Annotated in this window: 22 protein-coding genes; 9 read left to right on the top strand and 13 right to left on the bottom strand. The window is 61.0% G+C overall.

The features are described 5' to 3' along the window. Nucleotides 1-4: 4 nt before the first annotated feature. On the bottom strand, nucleotides 5-1,207 hold the full coding sequence (locus EL257_RS03315) for a multidrug effflux MFS transporter (protein ID WP_126359805.1): 1,203 nt from the start codon (nucleotides 1,205-1,207) through the stop codon (nucleotides 5-7). Between the two features lie 158 nt (nucleotides 1,208-1,365). Further along, nucleotides 1,366-1,563 (bottom strand): heavy-metal-associated domain-containing protein, encoded by a 198-nt coding sequence (locus EL257_RS03310; protein ID WP_126359803.1) that lies wholly within the window; start codon nucleotides 1,561-1,563, stop codon nucleotides 1,366-1,368. A 147-nt stretch (nucleotides 1,564-1,710) separates the two neighbouring features. On the opposite strand from EL257_RS03310, the gene EL257_RS03305 reads away from it, so the two are divergent. The 3 genes from EL257_RS03305 (at nucleotide 1,711) to cueR (ending at nucleotide 5,061) form a co-directional block, all read left to right on the top strand. After that, nucleotides 1,711-2,094 (top strand): hypothetical protein, encoded by a 384-nt coding sequence (locus EL257_RS03305; RefSeq protein ID WP_126359801.1) that lies wholly within the window; start codon nucleotides 1,711-1,713, stop codon nucleotides 2,092-2,094. A 163-nt stretch (nucleotides 2,095-2,257) separates the two neighbouring features. Further along, nucleotides 2,258-4,651, top strand: coding sequence for a heavy metal translocating P-type ATPase (locus tag EL257_RS03300; RefSeq protein ID WP_126359799.1), 2,394 nt, complete (start codon nucleotides 2,258-2,260; stop codon nucleotides 4,649-4,651). After that, a complete protein-coding gene (gene cueR, locus EL257_RS03295) occupies nucleotides 4,648-5,061 on the top strand; it encodes a Cu(I)-responsive transcriptional regulator (RefSeq protein WP_126359797.1) in 414 nt (137 codons plus the stop codon). Before EL257_RS03300 ends, cueR begins: the two co-directional genes overlap by 4 nt. On the opposite strand, the gene EL257_RS03290 is transcribed toward cueR, so the two are convergent. The 3 genes from EL257_RS03290 to EL257_RS03280 form a co-directional block, all read right to left on the bottom strand. Further along, entirely contained in the window at nucleotides 5,015-6,223 is a 1,209-nt protein-coding gene (locus EL257_RS03290) for an MFS transporter (RefSeq protein ID WP_126359795.1), read from the bottom strand. The genes cueR and EL257_RS03290 overlap by 47 nt on opposite strands. A 160-nt stretch (nucleotides 6,224-6,383) precedes the next feature. After that, a complete protein-coding gene (locus EL257_RS03285; RefSeq protein WP_126359793.1) occupies nucleotides 6,384-7,280 on the bottom strand; it encodes a PA4780 family RIO1-like protein kinase in 897 nt (298 codons plus the stop codon). A gap of 404 nt (nucleotides 7,281-7,684) precedes the next feature. Then, on the bottom strand, nucleotides 7,685-8,962 hold the full coding sequence (locus tag EL257_RS03280) for an acetyl-CoA C-acetyltransferase (protein WP_126359791.1): 1,278 nt from the start codon (nucleotides 8,960-8,962) through the stop codon (nucleotides 7,685-7,687). Between the two features lie 235 nt (nucleotides 8,963-9,197). On the opposite strand from EL257_RS03280, the gene EL257_RS03275 reads away from it, so the two are divergent. The 4 genes from EL257_RS03275 (at nucleotide 9,198) to EL257_RS03260 (ending at nucleotide 15,075) form a co-directional block, all read left to right on the top strand. Further along, nucleotides 9,198-10,550 (top strand): 3-oxoacyl-ACP reductase, encoded by a 1,353-nt coding sequence (locus tag EL257_RS03275; RefSeq protein WP_126359789.1) that lies wholly within the window; start codon nucleotides 9,198-9,200, stop codon nucleotides 10,548-10,550. A gap of 3 nt (nucleotides 10,551-10,553) precedes the next feature. Continuing rightward, the gene (locus tag EL257_RS03270) at nucleotides 10,554-11,408 is read left to right on the top strand and encodes a MaoC family dehydratase (RefSeq protein ID WP_126359787.1); all 855 of its coding nucleotides are present in this window, start codon (nucleotides 10,554-10,556) and stop codon (nucleotides 11,406-11,408) included. A 302-nt stretch (nucleotides 11,409-11,710) separates the two neighbouring features. Next, nucleotides 11,711-13,273 carry a collagen-like triple helix repeat-containing protein gene (locus EL257_RS03265; RefSeq protein WP_126359785.1) on the top strand — a complete coding sequence of 521 codons (1,563 nt, stop codon included), beginning with the start codon at nucleotides 11,711-11,713 and terminating at the stop codon, nucleotides 13,271-13,273. A gap of 131 nt (nucleotides 13,274-13,404) precedes the next feature. Beyond that, the gene (locus tag EL257_RS03260) at nucleotides 13,405-15,075 is read left to right on the top strand and encodes a ShlB/FhaC/HecB family hemolysin secretion/activation protein (RefSeq protein ID WP_126359783.1); all 1,671 of its coding nucleotides are present in this window, start codon (nucleotides 13,405-13,407) and stop codon (nucleotides 15,073-15,075) included. Nucleotides 15,076-15,857: 782 nt separating this feature from the next. Here the strand turns inward: EL257_RS03260 and EL257_RS03245 are convergent. From EL257_RS03245 to cpaB, 8 genes are read right to left on the bottom strand one after another with little or no spacing between them, the layout of a single operon-like run. After that, the gene (locus EL257_RS03245) at nucleotides 15,858-16,130 is read right to left on the bottom strand and encodes a DUF3613 domain-containing protein (protein WP_126359781.1); all 273 of its coding nucleotides are present in this window, start codon (nucleotides 16,128-16,130) and stop codon (nucleotides 15,858-15,860) included. A gap of 12 nt (nucleotides 16,131-16,142) precedes the next feature. After that, complete coding sequence (locus EL257_RS03240; RefSeq protein WP_126359779.1) at nucleotides 16,143-16,832, bottom strand: tetratricopeptide repeat protein; 690 nt, start codon at nucleotides 16,830-16,832, stop codon at nucleotides 16,143-16,145. Nucleotides 16,833-16,842: 10 nt separating this feature from the next. Continuing rightward, entirely contained in the window at nucleotides 16,843-17,733 is an 891-nt protein-coding gene (locus EL257_RS03235) for a type II secretion system F family protein (protein ID WP_126359777.1), read from the bottom strand. After that, a complete protein-coding gene (locus EL257_RS03230) occupies nucleotides 17,730-18,614 on the bottom strand; it encodes a type II secretion system F family protein (protein WP_126359775.1) in 885 nt (294 codons plus the stop codon). The genes EL257_RS03235 and EL257_RS03230 overlap by 4 nt, the downstream gene beginning before the upstream one ends. 11 nt (nucleotides 18,615-18,625) lie before the next feature. Next, the gene (locus EL257_RS03225) at nucleotides 18,626-19,897 is read right to left on the bottom strand and encodes a CpaF family protein (protein ID WP_126359774.1); all 1,272 of its coding nucleotides are present in this window, start codon (nucleotides 19,895-19,897) and stop codon (nucleotides 18,626-18,628) included. After that, complete coding sequence (locus EL257_RS03220) at nucleotides 19,894-21,087, bottom strand: AAA family ATPase (protein WP_126359772.1); 1,194 nt, start codon at nucleotides 21,085-21,087, stop codon at nucleotides 19,894-19,896. The genes EL257_RS03225 and EL257_RS03220 overlap by 4 nt, the downstream gene beginning before the upstream one ends. Then, nucleotides 21,084-22,334 (bottom strand): type II and III secretion system protein family protein, encoded by a 1,251-nt coding sequence (locus tag EL257_RS03215; protein WP_126359770.1) that lies wholly within the window; start codon nucleotides 22,332-22,334, stop codon nucleotides 21,084-21,086. The genes EL257_RS03220 and EL257_RS03215 overlap by 4 nt, the downstream gene beginning before the upstream one ends. A gap of 21 nt (nucleotides 22,335-22,355) precedes the next feature. Next, nucleotides 22,356-23,306 carry a Flp pilus assembly protein CpaB gene (gene cpaB, locus EL257_RS03210; protein ID WP_126359769.1) on the bottom strand — a complete coding sequence of 317 codons (951 nt, stop codon included), beginning with the start codon at nucleotides 23,304-23,306 and terminating at the stop codon, nucleotides 22,356-22,358. 341 nt (nucleotides 23,307-23,647) lie between these two features. On the opposite strand from cpaB, the gene EL257_RS03205 reads away from it, so the two are divergent. Continuing rightward, nucleotides 23,648-23,854: a Flp family type IVb pilin gene (locus tag EL257_RS03205; protein ID WP_126359767.1), complete on the top strand. Its 207-nt coding sequence runs from the start codon at nucleotides 23,648-23,650 to the stop codon at nucleotides 23,852-23,854. A 59-nt stretch (nucleotides 23,855-23,913) separates the two neighbouring features. Next, on the top strand, nucleotides 23,914-24,321 hold the full coding sequence (locus tag EL257_RS03200) for a response regulator (RefSeq protein WP_126359765.1): 408 nt from the start codon (nucleotides 23,914-23,916) through the stop codon (nucleotides 24,319-24,321). The last annotated feature ends 47 nt before the right edge of the window (nucleotides 24,322-24,368 follow it).

Here is a 24,368-nt window from a genome sequence, read left to right as displayed (position 1 = left end):
GTTATCAGCCTTCGGCCTGGGCTTGCGCCAGCGTCCGGGCATTGTGCAGACGACGGGTGATCATCGCGACACTCACCACCAGCACGCCACAGCCACTGATGACAATCGCCATCGGCACGGCTGTGCCATCGTGCAAGACCCCCACCAGCGCCGAAGCGGCAGCGGCGACGCTGAATTGCATGCACCCCAGCAGCGCCGACGCACTGCCGGCGCGCCCGCCCTGCCCGTTCATCGCGCAGGCCGCCGCATTGGGGCTGATGCAGCCCAGGCTGGAGACGCAGATGAACAACGGAATCAGCAGCGGCCACAAGGATTCGGTGTGCAAAGAACTGACCGCCAGCAGCGCTAATCCCGCCGCGAGGTAGACCCACACCGCTCGGGCCAGGAGAAACGCCGGGCCACGCTTGGCCAGCATCCGCGCATTGACTTGCGCCACCAGAATGAAACCCGCAGCGTTGGTGCCGAACAACCAACCGAAATGCTCAGCGGGCACGCCATAGAGCTTGATGAAAATGAACGGCGAACCGGCGATGTAGGCAAACATCCCGGCGATCGCAATGCCGCCCGTCAGGGCATGTCCGAGATACACCCGATCCTTGATCAAGCGACCGTACTGACGCAGCGCGCCGGATAACGGTTGGCGCGGCACGTGCGCCGGCATGCTTTCCGGTAGGCCGAGCGCTACCGCCAGACCTGCCAGCGCGCTGAACCCGGTCAACACCAGAAAGATCGACTGCCAGCCTGTGGTGTTGACCAGCAAACCGCCGAGCATCGGCGCCAGAATCGGTGCCAGGCCCATGACCAGCATCAATTGCGAGAAGACCTTCGCCGAACCCACGGCGTCGCATTTGTCGCTGACCACCGCGCGGGAGATCACCATGCCGGCACAACCGCCCAGCGCCTGGACAAAACGCGCGCCGATCAGCCATTCCAGGTTCGGTGCATAAGCGCAAGCCAGTGATGCCAAGGTGAACAACGCCAGGCCGATAAGCAACGGCCCCCGCCGGCCGAAGCGATCCGCCACCGGGCCGTAAGCCAGCTGACCAATCGATAGACCGGCGAAATACGCAGCCAGGGTCATCTGCACATGGTTTTCGTCCGTGCCGAACGCCAGCGCCATCGAAGGGAATGCGGGGAGATAAAAATCGATTGCCAAGGGCCCGAAAGCGGTCAAGGCACCGAGAATCAGAATGGTACGGAAGTTCATCAAGTATCCAGGTTGGCAAGTCAGCAGCCCGACAGTTTAGCCGCGCCCGCACGCGTTGAACATTCCGATAGCTCGCTAACAATCAAAACATCGCAGGCTCCCCAGCTCCTACGAGAGAATATGAAGGAGCTAAACGAGGCTGCGATGTTTTTGTTCCATCAGGCAACTTCGACGTCGTAGCCCTCTTCACGAATCGCCGCCAGCACCTGCTCGGCACTCAGCGCGCTTTCGACGCCAACCTCTTTCGCCGCCAGGTCGACCCGCACGCTGGCCGCCGGATCCAGCGCCTCCACAGCCTGGGTGATAGCTTTGACGCAGTGACCGCAGGACATGCCTTGAACATTGAACACTTGCATAAAATGACTCCGGTTAGTGAGGTTGCCGACAGTGTCGAGCTTGCCACGATGGCAAGGTCAAGTTCTTCAATAAACTGCCGGGCTGGCAATCGGCGTCGCGCTCGGCCAAGCTGCGTATATCAATGACTCGATTCAGGAGATTCAGCCATGCGCTGGTCAGCTTTCAGCCTGTTTGGCTTTCTCGGTCTCTGTGCCACCCTGCCCCAGGCGCAGGCCGCTGGTGAGGATTATGCGGTGCTGATCATTTCCCGCGAGCGCCTGGAAGTCGCGACGTCCTGCGAGATTGGCGTCTACATCCAGGATCAGCTCTCGGCGCGGCTGTTTCAGGAGCAGAGCACTTCTTTCAACCTGCCGCCGGGCAAGGTCTCGCTGCGCTTGAAGCTGTTGCCGGGCCAAGTATCGGGCTGCAATCCCGGGATGTTGGCACCGGGTTCGCAGGAAGTCGTGCTGCATGCCGGTGAAGTCGTCAAATTTCGATTGGCAATGAATGCTGAAGGCGTCTATCTGAAACCTGCTGGACTCGGATACTGAGTCGCTAGCCAAAAGATCGCAGCCTTCGGCAGCTCCTACAGGGATTGCATTCCAATGTAGGAGCTGCCGAAGGCTGCGATCTTTTGCTTTTCAGATTGGTGCTTGACCTTGCCCGCGTGGCAAGGTTGATCCTTGTAGGCATCCACTACAGGGGGTACGACCAATGTCAGATTCCACCACTTTCGATTTACCGATTGCCGGCATGACCTGCGCCAGTTGCGCCGGCCGGGTCGAGCGGGCATTGAGCAACGTCAGCGGCGCCCACGCCGTCAGCGTCAACCTCGCCACCGAACAAGCGCGGGTGCAAGCACCCGGCGAAAGCCTGCCTGCCCTGGTGGAGGCCGTTGAACGCGCGGGCTACAGCGTTGCGCAACAGACGCTTGAGTTGAGCATCGACGGCATGACCTGCGCGTCATGCGTGGGGCGCGTCGAGCGGGCGCTGAACAAAGTCCCCGGCGTAAAAGCCGTCAGCGTCAACCTCGCCAATGAACGCGCACATCTTCAATTGCTCGGTCAGGTCGATGCACAAACCCTGCTCGACGCCGTGAGCAAGGCCGGCTACAGCGCCAGCGTCTGGCAGGCCGAGAACCCTCCAACCGATAACCAGCAACAAAAACTCAAGCATGAGCGCTGGACGCTGATCTGCGCCATTGTCCTCGCCCTGCCGCTGGTGGCGCCCATGTTGCTGCAACCGTTCGGCGTTCACTGGATGCTCCCGGCCTGGGCGCAATTCGCCCTGGCCACGCCTGTGCAATTCATTTTCGGCGCGCGCTTCTACGTCGCCGCGTGGAAAGCCGTGCGCGCCGGTGCAGGCAACATGGATTTGCTGGTCGCCCTCGGTACCAGCGCCGGTTACGGCCTGAGTCTGTATGAATGGGCCACCGCTACCGTACGCATGCCGCATCTGTATTTCGAAGCGTCCGCGGTGGTCATCGCACTCGTACTGCTCGGCAAATACCTGGAGAGTCGCGCCAAGCGCCAGACCGCCGGTGCCATCCGCGCGCTCGAAGCGTTGCGTCCGGAGCGGGCGATTCAAGTGATCGACGGCCGCGAGCAGGATGTCGCCATCAGCGCCCTGCGCCTGAATGATCAAGTGCTGGTCAAACCTGGCGAGCGGTTTCCGGTCGACGGCGAGGTCATCGAAGGTCAGAGCCATGCCGACGAAGCGCTGATCAGCGGCGAAAGTCTGCCGGTGCCGAAACAACCGGGGGACAAAGTCACCGGCGGCGCGATCAACGGCGAGGGGCGGCTGTTGGTGCGCACTCAAGCGCTCGGCGCGGAAACGGTATTGGCGCGGATCATTCGATTGGTCGAAGACGCTCAAGCCGCCAAGGCTCCGATCCAGAAACTGGTGGATAAAGTCAGCCAGGTCTTCGTCCCGACTGTTTTGCTGATCGCGTTGGCCACATTGATCGGTTGGTGGCTGTATGGCGCCCCTCTGGAGACGGCGCTGATCAACGCCGTCGCGGTATTGGTGATCGCCTGCCCATGCGCGTTAGGCCTGGCGACCCCGACCGCGATCATGGCCGGCACTGGCGTCGCGGCGCGCCACGGCATTCTGATCAAGGACGCCGAAGCGCTGGAACGTGCCCATGAAGTCAGCAGCGTTGTGTTCGACAAGACCGGCACGCTGACGTCGGGCACGCCACGCATCGCCCATTTGAATGCGGTCGATGGCGATGAAAACACCGTGCTGCGACTCGCCGGGGCACTGCAACGCGGCAGTGAACATCCGTTGGCCAAAGCCGTAATGGATGCAGCCGCCGAACGTGGGCTGACCGTCGCGGATGTCAGCGACAGCCAATCCCTGACCGGTCGCGGCATCGCCGGCACGCTTGATGGCCGCCGTCTGGCGTTGGGCAATCGGCGTTTGCTGGAAGAAAGCGGCCTGGATGCCGGCAATCTCAGCGCGTCAGCCACTGCCTGGGAGGCCGAAGGCCGCACGTTATCGTGGCTGATCGAACAGAGCCCGGAACCGCGCGTGCTCGGCCTTTTCGCGTTCGGCGACACTTTGAAATCCGGTGCACTGCAAGCGGTGGAGCAACTCGCCGCGCGGGATATCCACAGCCATCTGCTGACCGGTGACAACCGCGGCAGCGCTCGCGTGGTCGCCGAGGCGCTGGGCATCCGCAACGTCCACGCCGAAGTCTTGCCCGCCGACAAAGCGGCCACCGTTACCGAGCTGAAAAAAACCGGCGTGGTTGCCATGGTCGGCGACGGCATCAACGATGCTCCGGCTCTGGCTGCCGCCGACATCGGCATTGCCATGGGCGGTGGCACTGATGTCGCCATGCACGCAGCCGGGATCACACTGATGCGCGGCGACCCTCGGCTGGTGCCGGCCGCGCTGGAAATCAGCCGCAAGACATACGCGAAGATCCGCCAAAACCTGTTCTGGGCTTTCGTCTATAACCTGATCGGCATTCCGCTGGCGGCGTTCGGCTTCCTCAATCCGGTCCTGGCCGGTGCGGCAATGGCGCTGTCGAGCGTCAGCGTGGTGAGCAATGCGCTACTGTTGAAAACCTGGAAACCCGAGGATCTGGAGGAACACCGATGAACATCGGCCAAGCAGCCAGGCACAGTGGCCTGAGCGCAAAAATGATCCGTTACTACGAATCGATAGGCTTGCTCAAAGCGGCCCATCGCACCGACAGTGGCTATCGGATCTACGGTGACGACGACCTGCACACACTGGCATTCATAAAGCGCTCACGCGATCTGGGCTTTTCGCTGGAGGAAGTCGGCAAACTGCTGACCCTCTGGCAGGATCGCCAACGCGCCAGTGCCGACGTAAAAACCTTGGCGCGTCAGCATATTGATGAGTTGAATCAGAAGATCCGCGAACTCGGCGAGTTGCGCGACACCCTGCAGGATCTGGTCGAGCACTGTAGCGGCGATCACCGTCCCGATTGCCCGATCCTCAAGGAACTGGCGTCGGGCTGCTGCGCACAACCCGCTCGCGCCTGACTGCCAGCAACTTCACCGCGAGCAATGTGCCCAGCGGAATACCGTGGAACAGCATGACCACCGCACCGGGTGTCCACCACGCATAAAACGGCGCAGCGATCAGCATGCCGATGCCCAGGCCGGTCATTTGCAGCAACGTCAGAAAGCTGAAGATCGGCAGGCGCAAAGACTCCGGTTCGCGTTGCAGGCGTGACATCAGCCCGACCTCGGAGAAGCCGTCACCCAGTCCTGCCGGCAGCGAAAACAACAGCAATCCGAAAAGGCTGTGCTGCTGAAACATCAGAATGAACCCGCAAGACATCAATGCCACGCCGAAGAAAAACCGTCGTTCCAGATGAATGTTGTCCGAGCCCTTCAGACGACTGGCGATCCACGCGCCAAGCAATTTGCCGCTGGCCCACACCGCGAGCATCAGGCCCAGCGTGGTGCTGGCGGAATCCGGACTCAGCAGCTTCGAAATGATGGGAAAACCGACGTTGTGCGCCGCGCTGCCCAAGGTATCACCCAGGCTCACCGCCAACATTGCGGCAATCACCGGAGCACTGCGCAGGCAGTGCATCAGCGCGGAGCAGTCACTGCGCTGGGATTTTTCCGCAACGGTGGATTTTTCAAAACGCAGCGGCACGATCAACATGGCCGCCAGCAGATAGGTCAGCGCATTGAATGCAAAAACCGTTTCGAAACCGAAACCGGCCACCAGCAAACCGGAGACCAGACTGCCGCCGACCATGGCAGCGGAAGACGCCGAGGTGATCCAGGCATTGGCTTTGAGCAATTGATCGTTGGGAATCAGGCGCGGCAATTGGCTGTTGAGGCCGATGGCGAACATCGAATTGCCGAGGCCCAGACCGAAGGCAACCACAGGCAGGAAAATCGCCTGCTGCGCGACAGGCACGACCAGCAGCAAACCGAGCAGGCTTGCACGCAGCAAATCGAAAGCAATCAACGGTAGGCGTCCGCCCCAGCGGCGGTAAAACGGCGTGCCGATGAGACTGGCAAGCATGCCCCCGCCCACGCGGCTGGCGAGGAAAATACCAACGCTCATGGCGCTGTCAGTCAGCAGGTAGACGTAGGTGGCCAGCGCAACCATGTTGAGAAACGCGCCGAAATCGGAAATCAGCCGGGCGCTGACGATCAGGTGGGTGTTGCGTAGGGTACTCACATACGATCCTTGTAGGAGCTGCCGCAGGCTGCGATCTTTGCCTTTAAAAGCAAAGGCGCAAAGATCGCAGCCTTCGGCAGCTCCTACAAGGGCATGCTCGCTGTCGCGCAAATAGCGCAGACAAAAAAACCCGGCCGGAGCCGGGTTTTTCATCAAGCGTTCACTGCATCCACGGCGGTGGCGGTGGTTCTTCGGACTTGCCTTTGGGCTCGTCGTCTGCCGCACGGATCGCCTGTTTGCGTTCCTCGTCGAGGCGCGCCGCTTCGATCTCGCGCAACACGCCGCCGACATCGGCAAGGTCTTCCGGATCATCGAACTCACCGGTCAGCACACTGTTCGGGTGCAGGATGCCGGCTTCGTACAACGCCCACATTTCTTTCGCATACTTGGTCTTCTTCAACTCCGGGGCAAAGCGACCGAAGTATGAAGCCATGTTGCCAACATCACGCTCCAGCATGCTGAACGCGTGGTTGTTGCCTGCGGCATCGACCGCTTGTGGCAGGTCGATGATCACCGGGCCGGTCGGGGTCAGCAGCACGTTGAACTCCGAGAGGTCACCGTGCACCAGACCGGTACACAACATCAGCACGATTTGCGAAATCAGGAACGCATGATATTCACGCGCCTGATCGGGCTCCAGCACCACATCGTTCAACCGCGGCGCAGCGTCGCCGAACTCGTCGGCTACCAGCTCCATCAACAATACGCCGTCGAGGAAGTCATACGGTTTGGGCACCCGCACACCGGCACCGGCCAAGCGGAACAGCGCCGCCACTTCGGCGTTCTGCCAGGCATCTTCGGTCTCTTTGCGACCGAATTTGGAGCCTTTGGCCATCGCGCGCGCCTGACGGCTGTTACGAACCTTGCGACCTTCCTGATATTCGGCCGCCTGGCGGAAACTGCGTTTATTCGCCTCCTTGTAGACCTTCGCGCAACGTAACTGATTACCGCAGCGCACTACATAAACAGCTGCTTCTTTGCCACTCATCAGTGGGCGCAGCACTTCGTCGACCAGACCGTCCTCGATCAGGGGTTCAATGCGTTTTGGAGTCTTCATCAGCTTTTATTGTGGGTCCTTTATTACCAAACACGCGAATGTCACTCGTTATACGGCAATCCTCGCACTACGGGGAGGGGTTACCGACCTGTGAACCCTATGAATGCACACACTGTGCCGAAAAAATCGACCGCTGAGAATCATAGCCGAGCCGGTCACGATTGGATGTACCGGCGGTGGAGGGCATTTGCGACAGAATCTGACACGCTCGGTATAAAGCTGTTGCCCTCACCCCAGCCCTCTCCCAAAGGAGAGGGAACCGACCGAGTTGTCTGTTGCTATACATCGCCTGAAGAACCGAGTTGAATTATGGATACGCTGCAGATATTCCCCATCGGTGGAGCTCTTTAGCATCGCCAATCAGTCCCCTCTCCCTTTGGGAGAGGGTTAGGGTCAGGACCTTTTCACCGTTCAATGATGGCGGTGACGCCCTGCCCGCCCGCCGCGCAGATCGAAATCAGGCCTCGGCCCTTGCCAGCGGCATCGAGCAGTTTGGCCAGGTTGGCAACGATGCGTCCTCCGGTCGCGGCAAACGGATGCCCTGCCGCCAACGAGCTGCCTTTGACATTGAGCCGGCTGCGGTCGATCGAACCAAGTGGGGCATCCAGGCCCAAGCGGGTCTTGCAGTATTGCGGATCTTCCCAGGCCTTGAGCGTGCACAGCACCTGCGCCGCGAACGCTTCGTGGATTTCGTAAAAATCGAAATCCTGCAAGGTCAACCCGTTGCGTGCCAGCAAGCGCGGCACGGCGTACACGGGCGCCATCAGCAGGCCCTCGGCACCGTTGACGAAATCCACTGCCGCCGTTTCGCCATCGCGCAAATACGCGAGGATCGGCAGGCCGCGCGCTCTGGCCCACTCTTCGCTGCCCAGCAACACCACGGAGGCGCCGTCAGTCAGTGGCGTGGAGTTGCCCGCGGTCAGCGTGCCCTTGGCGCTTTTTTCGAACGCCGGTTTCAGCGCGGCGAGTTTGTCCAGGCTCAGTTCGGCGCGAAGGTTGTTGTCGCGCGTGAGGCCAAGAAACGGCGTCATCAGGTCGTTGTGCCAGCCTTCGGCATAGGACGCCGCCAGTTTGTGATGACTTTCCAGCGCCAGTTGATCCTGCTCTTCGCGAGGAATGTTCCATGTCTGCGCCATCAGCTCGCAGTGTTGCCCCATCGACAGGCCCGTGCGCGGCTCGCCGTTGCGCGGAAATTCCGGGACCAAATGTTTAGGTCGCAACTGCAGCAGGGTTTTCAATTTGTCGGCTGTGGTTTTCCCACGGTTAGCTTGCAGGAGGATTTTGCGCAGGCCTTCGCTCACGCTGATGGGTGCATCCGAAGTGGTATCGACCCCACCGGCAATGCCGCAATCAATCTGGCCGAGGGCGATTTTGTTCGCTACCAGTATCGCCGCCTCCAAGCCAGTGCCGCAGGCCTGCTGAATATCGTAAGCGGGGGTAGCAGGCGACAGCCGCGAGCCGAGCACACATTCGCGGGTCAGGCTCATATCCCGTGACAATTTCAACACCGCACCTGCTACGACCTCGCCGATGCGCTGGCCGTGCAGGTTGTAGCGTTCGATCAGGCCTTCAAGAGCGGCGGTAAGCATCGCCTGATTGCTGGCCATGGCGTACGGCCCGTTGGAGCGGGCGAAAGGGATCCGGTTACCGCCAATGATCGCGACGCGGCGCAGCTGACTCATGCATAACTCCTTGTGATCCGGATTCATTGAGATCCCTGTGGGAGCTGGCTTGCCAGCGATAGGGCCGGCACATCCAGCCTCCGCAGTGGCTGACACTCCGCCATCGCTGGCAAGCCAGCTCCCACAGGGTCGATGGTCTACTCTGCTGTTCTAGCGTAGGCCGTATTGCGTGGATCGAACGATTGATTGCGGTCGATAGTCCACACTTTGAACCCCAACTTCTGGAGAGCGTTCCATGTCTGACCGCTATATCGACTTCGCCAACTCGACCATCGGCCATCGTCTGGTCGGGGCTCTGGGCCTGCCGTCGCCGGTGCGGCTGGAACGCTGGCAGGCCGGGCGTCTGCGCCCGGTGGAGGGTGCGTTGCTGATCGGCGGCGGGCCGTTGGCCGCACGCATCGCCAGCTTCGCCAATCGCTTGACCGAGGGCATTTACCGCTACGGCGAACAGCCGGCCGCGGCCACCGAGTGGATTCCCGGCCATGGCCCGAAACTCAAAGCCGTGGTGTTTGACGCCAGTGATTTGCAGCACACCGACCAGCTCAAACAGTTGCGCGAATTTTTCCAGCCGCTGATGAAAAACCTCGAGCACAGCGCGCATCTGGTGATTCTCGGCCGCGCCCCGGAAACCTTGCGCGAGCCGTTCGCCGCCAGTGCCCAACGGGCACTGGAAGGTTTCTCCCGTTCGCTGGCCAAGGAACTGCGCGGCGGCGGCACGCTGCAACTGATCTACGTGGGTGACGGCGCCGAAGACCAACTCGAAGGTCCGCTGCGGTTTTTCCTCTCACCGAAAAGTGCTTTCGTCTCCGGGCAGGTCATTCGGCTGACGGCCTGCGCCACCCCGGTGACCGACTGGACGCGGCCACTGGCCGGGCGCAAAGCATTGGTCACGGGGGCCGCTCGCGGTATAGGCGCTTCCATCGCCGAAACGTTGGCCCGCGATGGTGCCGAGGTGATTCTGCTCGACGTGCCGCCCGCAAAAACCGACCTCGAGGCGCTCGCAGCGCGCCTCGGCGGACGTAGCATCACGCTCGACATTTGCGCCGAAGACGCCGCCCGCCAACTGATCGAACAGTTGCCCGATGGCCTCGACATTCTGGTGCACAACGCCGGCATCACCCGCGACAAAACACTCGCCAACATGACCCCGGAATTCTGGGATGCGGTGCTCGCGGTCAACCTCAATGCCCCGCAAGTGCTGACCAAAGCGCTGCTCGACAGCGGCACGCTGCGGGACAACGCACGGGTGGTTCTGCTGGCATCGATCAGCGGCATCGCCGGTAATCGCGGGCAAACCAACTATGCCGCGAGCAAGGCCGGGTTGATCGGTCTCGCGCAGGCCTGGGCGCCTACGCTGCTCGAACGCGGGATCAGCATCAATGCCGTGGCGCCAGGGTTCATCGAAACCCAGATGACCGCGCACATTCCGTTCGGCCTGCGTGAGGCTGGCCGGCGCATGAGTTCGCTGGGCCAGGGCGGTTTGCCGCAAGACGTCGCCGAAGCCGTGGCATGGCTGGCGCAACCGGGCACCGGCGCGTTCACCGGGCAAGCGCTGCGGGTCTGTGGCCAAAGTGTTCTGGGGGCTTAAGGCATGAGCATCGAATGGCACACGCTGGACCGCGAACCGAGTCTGCCCGGTCTCTACACTCGGGCGGCAACGCGACGCAAAATTACCGGCACGCAATTGCCTGACAGCGGTTTACGTTGTTGGGTGGATGTCGATGGCAAACGCCTGGCGGCTTATCGCAAGGTCTGCGGATTCGCCGAGGACGGCCTGCTGCCGCCGACCTATCCACACATCCTCGCCTTCGCCTTGCAGATGCAACTGCTCACCGCCAGGGATTTTCCATTTCCGCTGCTGGGACTGATTCATCTGAGCAACCGCATCCGTGTCCTGCGACCGATGGGCGGGATCAGTCGCGCGCACGTTAGCGTGCGCGTACATAATTTGCAGCCGCATCCAAAGGGCGCGACGTTCGATTTGCTGACCACGCTGGACGATCAGCTCGGGCCGCTGTGGGAAGCAGAAAGTCAGATGCTCTGTCGCGGGGTCAAGCTCGAAGGCGAGCCGGTGATCGAAGAATGGGCGCCGTCCCAAGACCTGATCGAAGTCGCCCGCTGGACCGCGCCCGCAGACATTGGCCGCCAATATGCGAAAGTTTCCGGCGATTACAACCCGATTCACCTGAGTACCGCGAGCGCGAAGCTGTTCGGCTTTCCTACCGCCATCGCGCACGGATTGTGGAACAAGGCACGGACCCTGGCAGCGCTTTCTGATCATCTGCCCAAAGCCAATCTGGAAGTGGCCGTGCATTTTCGCAAACCGGTGCGTCTGCCCAGCGACGTTACGCTGCTGGCCAGTGCAGCGGGTTCCAGCGGCGAGCTGCGTCTGCAGGGCGGGACAGACCTTGAACATATGATCGGCCAATGGCAGCCGATCGCCTGATTGCGCGGGCGGGAAAACGCTTCAATTGTGTATATATAACTTAAGTTTTTTCTTGCCCTGCCCCCGCCCTGGAAAAATACCGAGCCTTGAATTTCAAGGCTTTTTTCTGTGCGTTTATGCCCTCGGTATTAGTCCTTAGGCACTGCGCGCGAGCCTCTGTATAAAGGGGTTAATACCAACTTGAGAATGGTGCAAAAGCGACCGTCGATTGAGATTACAGCCACGGACGAGGCACCGCTGACGACAGATCGGCGGGCCATCGAAGGCAACGTAACGTTGTGACAGGTGCAGGAATCTCAATCATGAAAACTCAAGTGATGTGGTCCAAATCAGCAATCGCTGTGGCATTGATCCTCTCCCTCGGCCTCGCTGGTTGCAGCAGCGGCGGTGGCGGCCATAAAAGCAGCTCCGCCAGTTCGGCACCGACCAGCGACACTACCAGTGCGGGCGGCACTGGCAGCACTGGCAGCGGCGATACTGCGGGCACCGGTGGAACCGGAACCGGTGGTACTGGCGGCACTGGCGGCACCGGTGGTGGCACCGATCCGGCGAATCCGACGAATCCAACCGATCCAGCCAATCCAACGAACCCGGCTGCGCCTTCGCTCGTCACCACCACACTGGTACAGGATGTCGGCAACACCGTCAGCGGCGTGGGCGATGGCGTGGGGCAGGTTGGCGACTCGCTGAGCAGTGTTCCGGTCGCCGGCGGCATTGTGCAAAGCGTGGCCAACACCACCGGGAACGTCGTCAGCACTTTGGGTGATGGTGTCGCTGACGGTATCGGCAAACTGGCCACCGACCCTAAAGGCCTGACCACCACTGTGGCCTCGGTCGGCGGCGTGGTCTCGGATGTCGGCGATGGCGTTTCTGACCTCAGCGTAAAACTGAATACAGCGACCAGCAGCGTTCCCGTGGTCGGCGGCGTGGTCACCAGAGTCGCGCCACTGCTCGATGGTGTCGGCGAAAAAGTCACCATGCTCGGCGACACCCTCAACACCTCTCTCAGCAACGGGCCGACCAGTCAGTTGACCAACAAAGTCGGCAGCAGTCTGGTGCCAGTCATCGCCATGGTTGAAAGCACCACCGACAAAATCGGCGAAGCCACCGGCCTGGGCGATCCGCTCAAAGGCGTGATCGCAAAAGTCGGCACCACTGTGAACAGCGTCGGCGGAAAAGTAACCGACGCTGGTAACGGCAATGCGCTGACCAACACTCTCGGTGGTGCTCTGAGCAATACCGGCACGGCAGTCGGCAAGGCAGGGGGCCTGGTGTCCAACGGCACTGGTTCCGGAGTTGGCGGTGGCATCGGAGGCGGCATTGGTGGTGGCCTCGGTGGCACGGGTCTACTGCAAACGGTGGGCGGCGCAGTGGTCAATGTCGGCGCAGGCTTGAACGCTGGCAGCAGCAACGGCGTAGTCAGTGCCGGTGGTGTTACCGCTGGCGGGCTGGGCGGTACCATCGCTTCGCTCAACACTGTACTGGGTGGCTCTGGCGCACCGATCACTGGCCCTACGTCTGCATTGGCTAACCTCGGCGCCGCTGTCGGTGGCGGTCTGAACCCGATCACCAGCGGCGTCACCCAAGTGACTCAACAAGTCGGCGCAGCCACTGGTCTCGGCACTCCTGTCGCCGGGCTCACCGGTCAAGTCGGTGCGGCGGTTGGCAGCCTCGGTGGCGCCATCGCCGCGACCAACAATCCGGTGACCACGGCGGTCGGTGGGCTGGTGACTAACGTCGGCGGCACCGTGGCGGCGGTCGGCGGGCTGGTCAATGGCGGCACCACCAGCGGTGGCACAGCAACCGGTGGTTTGGGCGGGGTACTCGGTGGCCTGACCGGCGCGCTCGGTGGCAACAGACGCTAAATTGCACCTGGCCGATTCGACGGCCTTACCTACAGCGCCTACGCTTGGTTGAGGCGGAAGATTCCTACGAGTCTTCCGCTTTTTTCTTAGGAAAAACGGCCATCGGCTGTCATCTGACCATGGAGTGTCCTATGCGCGTTCTGGCGTCTTTGCTGTTCCTCAGTCTCAGTTCCACTGCCCTCGCCGACACCCTGCCCAGTTTTCTCAACAGCAACGAAACCATCCGCAACCTGCCCGTGCCAAACCTGCCGGCCGATGCCTATCGTCCGAGTGCGGCGCCGGTGCAGGTCCCTGAGGCCGGCGCGACTGCTGCGCAGCCGTTGATGATGAGCACCAGAGTCAACCTGAAAACCGTGCAGATCGAAGGCGGCACGATCTATCCGCTCAACGAACTGGCCGACAATTTCAAACCGTTGATTGGCCGTGAAACCAGTCTCGCCGACCTGATCGAAGCCACGCGCAACATCACCCGTCGCTATCAGCAGGACGGTTATCTGCTGTCCTACGCGTTCCTGCCGCAGCAGAACTTTGAAGACGGCGTGGCGCGAGTGGTGCTGGTGGAAGGTTACGTGCGCGACGTGCAAATGCAGGGCGATATCGGCCGCGTCAAAAAGCTGATTGATGAAATGGCCGCGAAGATCCAGGCGGAGCGTCCGTTGACGCGCAAGACCTTCGAACGCTACACCACCTTGATGAGCCGGATTCCCGGCGTGACCATTCAGGCCCAGGTGCCGCCGCCGGGCACTACCGACGGCGCAACGACGCTGGTGGCCCAGGCCAGCCGCAAACCGTTCACCAGCACGCTGAGCACCACCGAAGACAACCGCAACGGCCCGCAGGCGCTGCTCGGGGTCAGCAGCAATTCGCAAACGGCAATGGGCGAGCAACTTTCGCTCAGCGGGCTGTTCCCGCCGGGCGATGACCACGAGCATTACTATCGCCTCGACTACAACCAGTTTCTCAACGCTGAAGGCGCACAACTGGCGCTGTCGGCTTCGCGCTATCGCGCCGACCCGGGCACCAGCATCGTGCTCGACAATGGCCTGGAACTGAAACCCCATCGCGAGAACGACCGCTATTCGATCGGCTTCACCCTGCCACTGATTGCTGCTTCCAATGAATTGCTCACCGCCGGCTCTCGCCTGTACGCGGTCAATGACAAGACTCGCTACAAAGTCGTTGGCTATCCCTTGAGCGTCGAAGAGCGCACCGACATCCGCGCCCTGGCCTTCGAAAGCGACTGGCGCAAAGCGGATGCCCGACAGCTGCGCATCATCAGCGGTGGCGTGTACCAGGGCATGGACAGCATGGGCGCGGAATCCAACAACAGCGCCATCGATCTGGACTTCTTCCGCGCGCGCCTGTCCGGCGTGCAGAGCAACAAGTTCCTCGATAACTGGCAAGGCGTGTTGTCCGCCGCGCTCTACTGGAGCGACGACAGCCTGCCCGATAGTGAACGCGCGGTGTTTGGCGGGCAGAATTTCGGTCGCGGTTATCCCGACGATCAAGCATCCGGCGACAAGGGCTGGGGCGTGGCGTACGAATTCAACTATAGCTACAACCGCGATGGCAATTGGGTGCGCATCCTGCAACCGTACTTCGTACTGGACCGTTCGCGCAGCTGGTTCAATCAACTGCCGGTGCAGGCCAACAACCTGTCATCAGCCGCGATCGGCCTACGCTTTGGCGATGCCAGGTACTACAACATCGCGCTGGAGGCGGCCAAGGCAATGTCCGATGAAGCCCTCGATACCTTCAACCGCCGGACTCGCTACAGCATCAGTTTCAGCTACCAACTCTAATCCCCTGTAGGAGCTGCCGAAGGCCGCGATCTTTTGATGTTATTTTTTAAGATCAAGATCAAAAGATCGCAGCCTTCGGCAGCTCCTACAGGGGCGTTTGCTCGCGATATTTACGCGGTCAATCAGGGAATAAATCAGCCCCGCGACTCACCGCCTATTCTGAAGCCCTCAATACCTTCAACCTCCGGACTCGCCACAGCATCAGCTTCAGCTACCAACCCTAATCCCCTGTAGGAGCTGCCGCAGGCTGCGATCTTTTGATTTTGCTTTTAAAAAACAAGATCAAAAGATCGCAGCCTTCGGCAGCTCCTACAGGATCGATTTTTACGTGATCAATCGGGAATAAATCAACCCCGCGACCCACTGTCTATTTTGAAGCCCTCAATACCTTCAACCCCCGGACTCGCTACAGCATCAGTTTCAGCTACCAACTCTAATCCCACTGTAGGAGCTGCCGCAGGCTGCGATCTTTTGATGTTGTTTTTTAAAATCAAGATCAAAAGATCGCAGCCTTCGGCAGCTCCTACAGGGTCGTTTGCGGGCGATGTTGCGCGGTCAATCGGGAATAAATCAGCCCCGCGATCCACTGTCTATTCTGAAGCCCTCAATATCTTCAACCGCCGGTCCCGCTACAGCATCAGTTTCAGCTACCAACTCTAATCCCCTGTAGGAGCTGCCGCAGGCTGCGATCTTTTGATTTTGCTTTTGAAAAACAACATCAAAAGATCGCAGCCTTCGGCAGCTCCTACAGGGGCGGATTTTATTTGCTGGCGATGTTCACATCAGCCCCCGGATCCACTGTCTATTTCCCCGCCTTCGTCCTGGTCGAAGAATTGCGGAATCTCATGCTCGTAGCTTTTCAGCCAGCGCTGCATGGTCAGTTCGCGTTCGGCCGGGGTTTGAGTCTGCACGGTCGGCGAAGCCACCTTGTTGCGGCTTTGCAGCAGCAGCCAGCCTTCGGTTTCCTGTTGCTGGGCAGAGGCCGGGCCGGCGTCGATGGCGTGGCTGCTCAGCGGCAAGGCCAGCAGGCCAAGGCAAAAAATCGCGGCTTTCATCGCAGGTCTCCTTTATTTGAGCAATGCCGTGACGGCGACAGTGGAGCGGTTTGGCAGCTTGAGTTTTTCCGCGCGGCCTTGCGCTTCGCTGAATTGCGCCGGACTCAGGCCCAGGCGACTGACCAGTTCGGCAGCACGGTTCCAGTCGTCCTGATACAACAGCAATGTCACCAGATTTTGCGCCGCCAATTGGTCGTTCTGCTTGAGCTCCATCGCGGTCAGAAACTCGAACCGGGCGTCTTCGAGGCGCAGTTGATTGAGGTAAACCACGCCAAGGTCATTGCGGATTTTTTCGTCAGTCGGCGCCAGGCGTGCGGCACGTTGCAGATGTGCCTGCGCCTGGCCGAAGTCGGATCTGGCCGCAGCCAATTGTCCCAAACCATGTTCGGCCTCGGCCGCCAGGCAGGAACCGAGCAGACTGCGATACAGCGGCTCCGCCTCGCTGCGACCGAGCAGGCGATACACCTTGGCTTTACGCAAACGCACGTCGGCTATGTTGTCCGGCAGGCTTTGCAGATTGGCCAGGCTGGCGTGCAGCTTGCCATCGTTGGCCATGTCATCGGCCAGGTTCAGGGACAGCTGTTGGTCGGAACTCAGCTTCGCGCAACTGGCGTTACTGGTCAGCGCTTGCCAGGGGTTTTGCCCGGTGTTGGCGCAACCACCAAGCATCAACAAACACACGCCTGCAATCATTGCTTTCATCACCACTCCTTCAAGCACCCAAGGCCTTCGCCAGGGCAGTGAAACCCGGGCCGGCCAAGACAATCAACAACGCCGGGAAGAGAAACAGCATCATCACGACGGACATTTTTGCAGACATTTTCGAGATGTATTCCTGCAGGCGGGTCAGGCGCCGGTCGTCGAGCAGTTGCTTGAGCGCCAGCAGCGACTTCATCGCGCCGCCGCCCTGATAGAGCAGTTGCTGCAGGATCACACAGGTGTCGGTGAATTCGTCGACCGCCAGTAATTGCGTGGCTTTGTTCAGTTCTTCACCCAGTTCAAGGCCGGAATCAACACGGCCCAATACCAGCCGCAGTTCCTGCGTCAGCACCGGCAGCAGAGCCCGGCCCTCATGGCTCAGCACGCGCAGCGCCTGCTCCACGGCCATGCCGGATTCGAAGAGGATGCGCAGCAGCGGAATGAAGGTTCCGATCTCATTGGCCAATTGTTTTCGACGACGAGTGACGGCGATCACCAGCAGCCGCTTGGGCAACAAATAGCCGACGCCTAGGGCGAACAGCGGCGCGATCCATGGTTTTTCCACACCAGGGAAAAATACCGATTGCAGCAGCACGGTCAGCGCCAGCAGCAATAACGGCGAGCCGATCTGACAGGCCGCGAAAAGTGAACGCTGACGGACGCTGCGCCAGCCGAGACGGTTGAGCAAGGTCTGGGTCTCGTTGTCGAGTTTGACGCTGCGCTGGCCGATGCGGCTGTCGCCGAGCACTTGCAGCAGATTGCCGAAGCGATTCTGCCGCAGCAGGTCGCCTTCCAGTCGGCGGCTGATCTGCCGGACGCGACGGCGCTGTTGCGCAAGGCTGAGCAGCAACAACAGGCTCGCGCCGAGCAGCAGCAAGGCACTGATCATCAATGGCGTCGTCATAGGCTGCGCAACATCCGCCAGAGTAAAAGACTGCCGATCGCTTGCATGGCGAACGCGGTGGCGAGCATTCGCTGCCCGGAGGGGTCGTGCCACATGGCGACCAGATAAATCGGATTGGCTATGAGGAAATACCCGGCCATGGTGATCGGCAGCAGGCCCAGCACCCACGCAGTGAGGCGGGTTTCGCCGGTCATCGCGCGCAACTGGCGTGCGCCCTGATCGCGCTCGCGGATCATCCTGATCAGGTTCTCCAGCAGCTCGCTGGCATTACCGCCGTAACGATGATTGACCTTGAGGCCGAGGGCGAACAGGCGAAACTCTTCGCGCTCGTAAAGCTCAGCCATGTCCGATACCGCATCGGGCAGACTTACGCCCAGTTGCACATTGCGCTGGACCCGGCCCATGGCGTCCTTGAGCGGATAATCACTGGCCTCGATCCCACCGAGCACGGCATCGGCCAGCGTGCGCCCGGATTTGAGGCTGCGCACGGTGTGATCAAGCAACTGCGGCAGTTGTTCGATCATGCGCCGCAGCCGACGTTGATAGCGCCAGCTGACATACCCGCGCAGGGCCAGCGGTGGCACCACGCACAACACCAGCAAACCGAGCCACCCGGCGACGGCGAAACCGATGAACATCGCGAAGACCCACGCCAGCAACCACAGGCCGATGCGCTCCGTCGGGCGGCCCAGTCCGGCACGCAGAAACGCGCGTTCGAGCCCCGCCCAGCGCAGTGTCTGCGCGGTCATTTGCGGTTGCCCCTGATTCAACCGATCCAGTACCCGCGCGTTGCCACCCTGACGCCAGCCGCTGTAGAACAGACGCAACGACAGCCCCAGTAACGCCAGGCTAAGCATGATCAGCAACGCCGGTTTGAGCATGCCGTCGGCCCTCAGTACGCCAGCGTCGATTCGCGGCGCAACTTGTCGCCAGCCGGGTTGACCGCCTCGCGCACGAAGCCCACACCGGTGCGACGATCGAGACGGAACAGCGTGTTGGTGACATAGACGTCATCGCGCACGCCGACCACTTCCACCACTTCGCTGACGCAGCGCCGGCCGTCCGGCATGCGAGTCAGTTGAACGATCACATCGAGCGCGGCGCAAATCATCTGCCGCAGGGTGCGCTCGGCGATGGCACGCCCGGTCAGGCCCACCAGGGTTTCCAGACGCAGCAAGGCGTCCTGGGCATTGTTGGCATGCACGGTGCTCATCGAACCGTCGTGCCCGGTGTTCATCGCCGTGAGCACGTCGACCACTTCGACGCCGCGAATCTCGCCGAGGATGATTCGGTCCGGGCGCATGCGCAGGGCGTTGCGGATCAGATCGCTGGCTTTCACTTCGCCATGGCCCTCGGCATTCGGCGGGCGGGTTTCCAGACGCACCACGTGCGGATGGCCGAGCTGCAATTCGGCTACGTCTTCGATGGTCACCAGCCGTTCGTGGGGATTGATCAACTGGCTGAGGATGTGCAGCAAGGTGGTTTTACCCGTGCCGGTGCCGCCGCTGATAAGAATGTTGCAGCGCTTGCCGACCGCCTCTTCGATGAAGTCGTAGATCGCCTGATCGATGGTTTGCATCGCCATCAGATCGGTGCTCTTGAGCATGTCTTTGCGAAATTTGCGGATTGACAGACACGGCCCGTCGAGGGCGATCGGCGGGATAATCGCGTTGACGCGGCTGCCATCGGGGAGGCGCGCGTCGACCATCGGCGACGATTCATCGAGACGCCGCCCGAGTGGCGCGAGAATGCGCTGCATTACCCGCTCAACGTGATGGGCGTCGATGAAACGCAGGTCGCTGAGGTGCAGCACGCCGTCGCGTTCAATGAATACGCGGTGCGGGCCGTTGACCAGAATTTCGGTGATGGCGCTGTCGCGCAGCAGCACTTCCAGCGGGCCGAAACCGGTCAGCTCGTCGACGATTTCTTCGGCCAGGCGCTCCATCTCGTAACGGGAAATCGCCAGGTGCAGGCGTGCGATGTATTCGGCGACCTTGTCGATGACGAACTGCGATAGCACCTGCCGCGAACCCTCCAGCAGGTTTTTCCCCGATTCCTCGATGGCGTCGATGATGTAGCGGTGCAGCACCAGTTTCAGGCCATCGTGGTCAGTGTTGCCAGCGACGGGGCGCTGCGATCCGCCGAACAGTTGCTCGCCCGTCATGGCGCACCTCGCAAACGGTCGAACCAACTGACCTTGGGTTTACTCAGGCCTTCGGAGCGTTTCGCCAGCCGTTCGCCGAGGGTGCGCAGGCTCTGGCTGACGGCTTCACGCGGGGCCAGTTCAAACAGGCTCACGCCCTGGTTTTTCGCATTGAGACGGATCTCCGGGCTGTAGGCGAGGACCGCGATCACTTCCAGCCCGAAGGTCTTGCCAAGGGTGTCGGCATCTGGAGCGACGCTGCGCAGATAGCGATCCACCAGCAACCGGCAATGGTCGAGTTTCATGCCTTTTTCGCGCCACAAATTAAGCACCGCAAGGTTGCGTCGGCAGTCGAGGACGTTTTGATCGGTGTACCACAGCAACTTGTCGCAATGACTGACGAAAGTGCGCAGCGCTTCGCTGTCGGGCTGGCCGGTCAGGTTGACCACGATGTGCTGGAAGTGCTGGCGCAAAGCGCTGAGCAACATATACAACTCGGCCGCACTGGTGCGCTCCAGCGGCTCGTCGGCGCTGGCGTAAGCGAGAATGCGCAGACCGGCTTCGGCACTGGTGAACGCACTGTCGATCAGCGTCGCATCGAGACGGCGCATGTGCCGCAACGCATCGCCGAAATGGAACGAACTCTCGAGCCCCAGCAGCGCCAGACTGTCACCACGCGGCAGGCCCAGATCGAGTAACAGCGTTTGCTGGCCGCTCTTCTGCACCACCAGCGCCATGTGATTGGCGAGCAGTGCGCCGTCCGCGTTGCTTTGCACGCCGTAGAGCACGGTCAACCCGCCGAGCTGAGTGTTGGCCGGCACGGGTGGCAGACGCTTGCTGAGGCGTCGCACCAGGCCGGCGACTTCGCTGGAACGCGAACCGTAGGCAACGAAGTCCCGCGCACCGGCACGCATCGCATTGAGCACCAACTGATTATCCATGCCGTCACCGAGGGCGACGATGGCGAGCATCGGCTTGGCTTCCAGCACCCCTTCGATCAGCGCGCTTTGTGCGACCAGATGATCGCGATCAAGCCCGACGAACACCAGGCTGGCGAACGTCACGTCGACCAGTGCGAGCAACTCGTCGAGACTGCCGCCGGCGCTGACGACCTGACCGAGCGGCGCGAGCGCACCTTGCAGCCACTCAAGATCCGTGTCGTTGCGGGTAATGGCGAGAAAGGTCTGACTCAGGCTTTGGCTCTGGCTCATTGCGATAACCCGCTGCGTTTATCGAAGTTGCCGTTTTCGAGGAAATACAGGCGATACCAGTTCGGGTCGTAGTTACGCAGTTTTTCTCCCGGCAGCGAAGGCAGCGGCGCATTGGCAGCCAGCGGCTGCACCAGATGAGGCGTGACGATCATCAGCAACTCGCGCTCTTCGCGATTGATCGACGAGTTGCGGAAAAAAGCGCCAAGGATCGGGATGTCGCCGAGGCCGGGAAACTTGTTCACTTCAGACGCGTTGCGAGTGCTGATCAGACCGCTGATGACAAAGCTCTCACCGTCCGCCAGGGAGATGCTGGTATCGGTGCGGCGGATGGTCAGCGCCGGCACCGTGGTGCCGCCGATGGTCACGCCGTTGTTGTAGTCCAGCTCACTGACTTCCGGAGCGACTTTGAGGGCGATACGGTCGTTGCTGACCACCGTCGGGGTCAGGGTCAGGCGGATGCCGAATTCCTTGTATTCGATGGAATAGCTATTGCTGTTGGCGCTCGGCACCGGGATGGGAATTTCCCCGCCGGCAAGAAAGCTCGCGCTCTGCCCGCTCAGCGCCACCAGGCTTGGCCGCGCCAGCGTGTAGGCAAACCCGCTGCCTTCCAGCGCGTTGACGATGCCGAGGAATTTGCTGCTGCCACCGCCCCAGACAATATTGAACATGTCATTGGCCAACGGAATGCCTGGCGCAATGATCGGCACCGAACCCGGCCTGACGCCGGTGCCTGGCACCGTGCCCGGCCCGCCGAACAGGAAATTGTTGGAGCCTTTGCCGTAGATCGACGTGCCCGCCTCTTTCAGTTTGGTACGGCTGACTTCGACAAAACGGATGTCGGTCTGCACTTGCGACGGCAGGTTCAAGTCGCCAGTTGCCGGCAGCGCGACGGCGGTCATCGCCGCGCTGGCCTTGCCCTGCACAAACACCATGCTCTGGCGGGGCGCGCTGGCGCAGGCGCTCCAGATCATCAAAGTGGTGGCGCCGGGCGCGACGCCGGTGAGCAACAGGCCTTGATCACCGGTCACAAGCACATCGGCAATCTTCGGATCGCCCACCGCCACTCGGGTGATCGGCACGGGTGATTGCAGCGCCTGCTGCAAGCCTTCGCCGACTTCCAGTGTCGCTGGCAACGGACCGAGCGCCGCGCAGTTGCTGGCAGCAGCGACGGCAGTGCCGATCGAGGCAACGCTCAGCAGCGAGGCGCGGCACAAGCCGTTGAACAGGGGCGTAAAGCATTTGCGCATGAAAAGGCGTCCTTGCTCGGATCAGGGAGTGGATTGAATGGTTTGCGCGCCGCGGATGATTTCCACGCCAGGTTTGCGCGCCACCGATTGGCCAGCCGCCGCGACGGGGCTTGGCGCGGGGGTCAGCGACAATTGACTGAATTGCAGCAAATCGCGGCGCGGTGTATCGAGGCGAGTCGCCGCATCGTTTTCGCCCGCCCAGTATTTCGCCAGTTGTTGTTCCTCGGCGCTGCGCACCGCGAGGCGCAGTACGCCGGCGTTAGAGGCGAGCATCAAACGGCTGAGCAACGGTTGCGGCACGGCAAGCACCACGCTGCGCGCGGCCATGCGTTGTTGTTCCTGTTTCAGACGTTCTTCGTCAGTGCGCGCCGGACTGGCCGGTTGCCCGTCGTTGGTCAGGCCCTGGTGACCACCAACGCTAAGCACGCGCACCGCGGGCACTACCAGTTGTGCCGAGGCCTGGGCAGTGTTTTCGTCCCTGCGCAGAAACAGCAGCACATCAACGTAATCGCCGGGCGCCAATTGGCCGCCCGCACTGATCACTTCATCCACCGCCACGGCCAGTGCGCCTTCGCCGGGACGAATCATCTGCGCCAATTGGCCGCCTGCCTGGAAGCTCTCTTCTGTCAGCCAACTGCCGGCACTCAGGGCACGCCATGGCGTGCGACCAATGACTTGTTCGACGGCGTTAAGGCTGCCGGCGGGAGCAGTGCGCAGTTTTTCCACGGTGACATCGGCAGCGGTGATTTTCACGAATGGCGCGATATCGCGCAGCAGCACCACGACCGGTTGGCGGGTCGGGTCTTCAACCGCTGGCGCGGGCTCGGCGCTTGGCGCGATGACAGCGCCGACAACGGGCGCTGCGGCCGGCTCGCCGGGCGCTTGGCGGCTCAAGGTCAGCCCCCAATATCCAGCGACAATGGCACCCAGCAGAAACAATCCGGCAAGGCCCAGGGTGACGCGACTGTTCATGACGGCTCTCCCTTTCCTGCTGCGTTGTTTCGTTTGCAATGACCCGTGAATTCCATCGAGACATATGCGCAATCAGGCAGCTATGAACAAGTAACTATTTCGCTATTTAACGGTAGTCCAGCGCGAACAAAACGCCATTAACGGTGGCGAAATATCCAACGAAAGTAGGAGGCTAAAGCGCCAAACATGGTTTTTTCACGGCCAGCTATGCCACTACTACTTTCGCGTTAATTCGTTCTTACAGTTGTTGAGTCAGGCAATGCCGACAATGCTGAGGATGCTGGCACAGGGAGATCATGTTGCGAACGCGCAACGCCTGAAATGCTTTAAGGAGAATTCATATGTCGTATGTCCGCGTTGCGCAGAAAAAAATCAAATCGCAAATTGCCTTTTTCAAAGGCTTGGCGAAAGACACCGATGGTGCGTCAGCAATCGAATATGCCTTGGTAGTGGGGTTAGTGGCTTTGGTCATCGCGGCATTCGGCGCCGGAATCGGCACTCGGGTCACCGCTATCCTTCAGCAAATCCTGGAGGCACTTGGTGGATGACTTGTCAACGCGGCCATTGAGTTCTAACGTCAACACTCAGTCCATTGCAGGTGTTGCCTATGACCTCCTCACACACTCCGCGCCAGCAGTTGCTCCTCGTCGATGATGAAGAGGACGCACTGCTGGAACTTGCGGAGTTGCTGGAGGGCGAAGGCTTCGCCTGTCATACCGCGACGTCAGTGAAACTCGCGCTGCACCTCCTCACCCGCCATCCCGATATCGCCCTGGTGATCACTGATCTGCGCATGCCCGAAGAAAGTGGCATGTCGCTGATAAGACGCCTGCGCGAACATACTTCCCGTGAGCATCTACCCGTGATCGTCATGTCGGGGCACGCAGATATGGAGGATGTCAGCGACATGCTGCGTCTGCAGGTGCTGGATCTGTTCCGCAAACCGATCTATCACGTACGCCTGCTGGAAACCCTCGACAACCTGTTTCCCAAATCGAAAGCGTCCCTCGGCTGACAGGCATGCGGCTGAGGCATGAGCCCAGCAGAATGGCGGCTGGCAGC

It is taken from the genome of Pseudomonas fluorescens, from assembly GCF_900636825.1.
Classification (GTDB): domain Bacteria; phylum Pseudomonadota; class Gammaproteobacteria; order Pseudomonadales; family Pseudomonadaceae; genus Aquipseudomonas; species Aquipseudomonas fluorescens_BG.
The sequence above is the reverse complement of the archived record's forward strand: the minus strand, read 5'-3'. Positions and strand labels throughout refer to the sequence as shown.

Coding starts and splice junctions, on each gene's coding strand:
- EL257_RS03315 (WP_126359805.1), bottom strand. CDS start 1,207: ATGAACTTCCGTACCATTCTGATTCTCGGTGCCTTGACCGCTTTCGGG.
- EL257_RS03310 (WP_126359803.1), bottom strand. CDS start 1,563: ATGCAAGTGTTCAATGTTCAAGGCATGTCCTGCGGTCACTGCGTCAAA.
- EL257_RS03305 (WP_126359801.1), top strand. CDS start 1,711: ATGCGCTGGTCAGCTTTCAGCCTGTTTGGCTTTCTCGGTCTCTGTGCC.
- EL257_RS03300 (WP_126359799.1), top strand. CDS start 2,258: ATGTCAGATTCCACCACTTTCGATTTACCGATTGCCGGCATGACCTGC.
- cueR (WP_126359797.1), top strand. CDS start 4,648: ATGAACATCGGCCAAGCAGCCAGGCACAGTGGCCTGAGCGCAAAAATG.
- EL257_RS03285 (WP_126359793.1), bottom strand. CDS start 7,280: ATGAAGACTCCAAAACGCATTGAACCCCTGATCGAGGACGGTCTGGTC.
- EL257_RS03280 (WP_126359791.1), bottom strand. CDS start 8,962: ATGAGTCAGCTGCGCCGCGTCGCGATCATTGGCGGTAACCGGATCCCT.
- EL257_RS03275 (WP_126359789.1), top strand. CDS start 9,198: ATGTCTGACCGCTATATCGACTTCGCCAACTCGACCATCGGCCATCGT.
- EL257_RS03270 (WP_126359787.1), top strand. CDS start 10,554: ATGAGCATCGAATGGCACACGCTGGACCGCGAACCGAGTCTGCCCGGT.
- EL257_RS03265 (WP_126359785.1), top strand. CDS start 11,711: ATGAAAACTCAAGTGATGTGGTCCAAATCAGCAATCGCTGTGGCATTG.
- EL257_RS03260 (WP_126359783.1), top strand. CDS start 13,405: ATGCGCGTTCTGGCGTCTTTGCTGTTCCTCAGTCTCAGTTCCACTGCC.
- EL257_RS03245 (WP_126359781.1), bottom strand. CDS start 16,130: ATGAAAGCCGCGATTTTTTGCCTTGGCCTGCTGGCCTTGCCGCTGAGC.
- EL257_RS03240 (WP_126359779.1), bottom strand. CDS start 16,832: ATGAAAGCAATGATTGCAGGCGTGTGTTTGTTGATGCTTGGTGGTTGC.
- EL257_RS03235 (WP_126359777.1), bottom strand. CDS start 17,733: ATGACGACGCCATTGATGATCAGTGCCTTGCTGCTGCTCGGCGCGAGC.
- EL257_RS03230 (WP_126359775.1), bottom strand. CDS start 18,614: ATGCTCAAACCGGCGTTGCTGATCATGCTTAGCCTGGCGTTACTGGGG.
- EL257_RS03225 (WP_126359774.1), bottom strand. CDS start 19,897: ATGACGGGCGAGCAACTGTTCGGCGGATCGCAGCGCCCCGTCGCTGGC.
- EL257_RS03220 (WP_126359772.1), bottom strand. CDS start 21,087: ATGAGCCAGAGCCAAAGCCTGAGTCAGACCTTTCTCGCCATTACCCGC.
- EL257_RS03215 (WP_126359770.1), bottom strand. CDS start 22,334: ATGCGCAAATGCTTTACGCCCCTGTTCAACGGCTTGTGCCGCGCCTCG.
- cpaB (WP_126359769.1), bottom strand. CDS start 23,306: ATGAACAGTCGCGTCACCCTGGGCCTTGCCGGATTGTTTCTGCTGGGT.
- EL257_RS03205 (WP_126359767.1), top strand. CDS start 23,648: ATGTCGTATGTCCGCGTTGCGCAGAAAAAAATCAAATCGCAAATTGCC.
- EL257_RS03200 (WP_126359765.1), top strand. CDS start 23,914: ATGACCTCCTCACACACTCCGCGCCAGCAGTTGCTCCTCGTCGATGAT.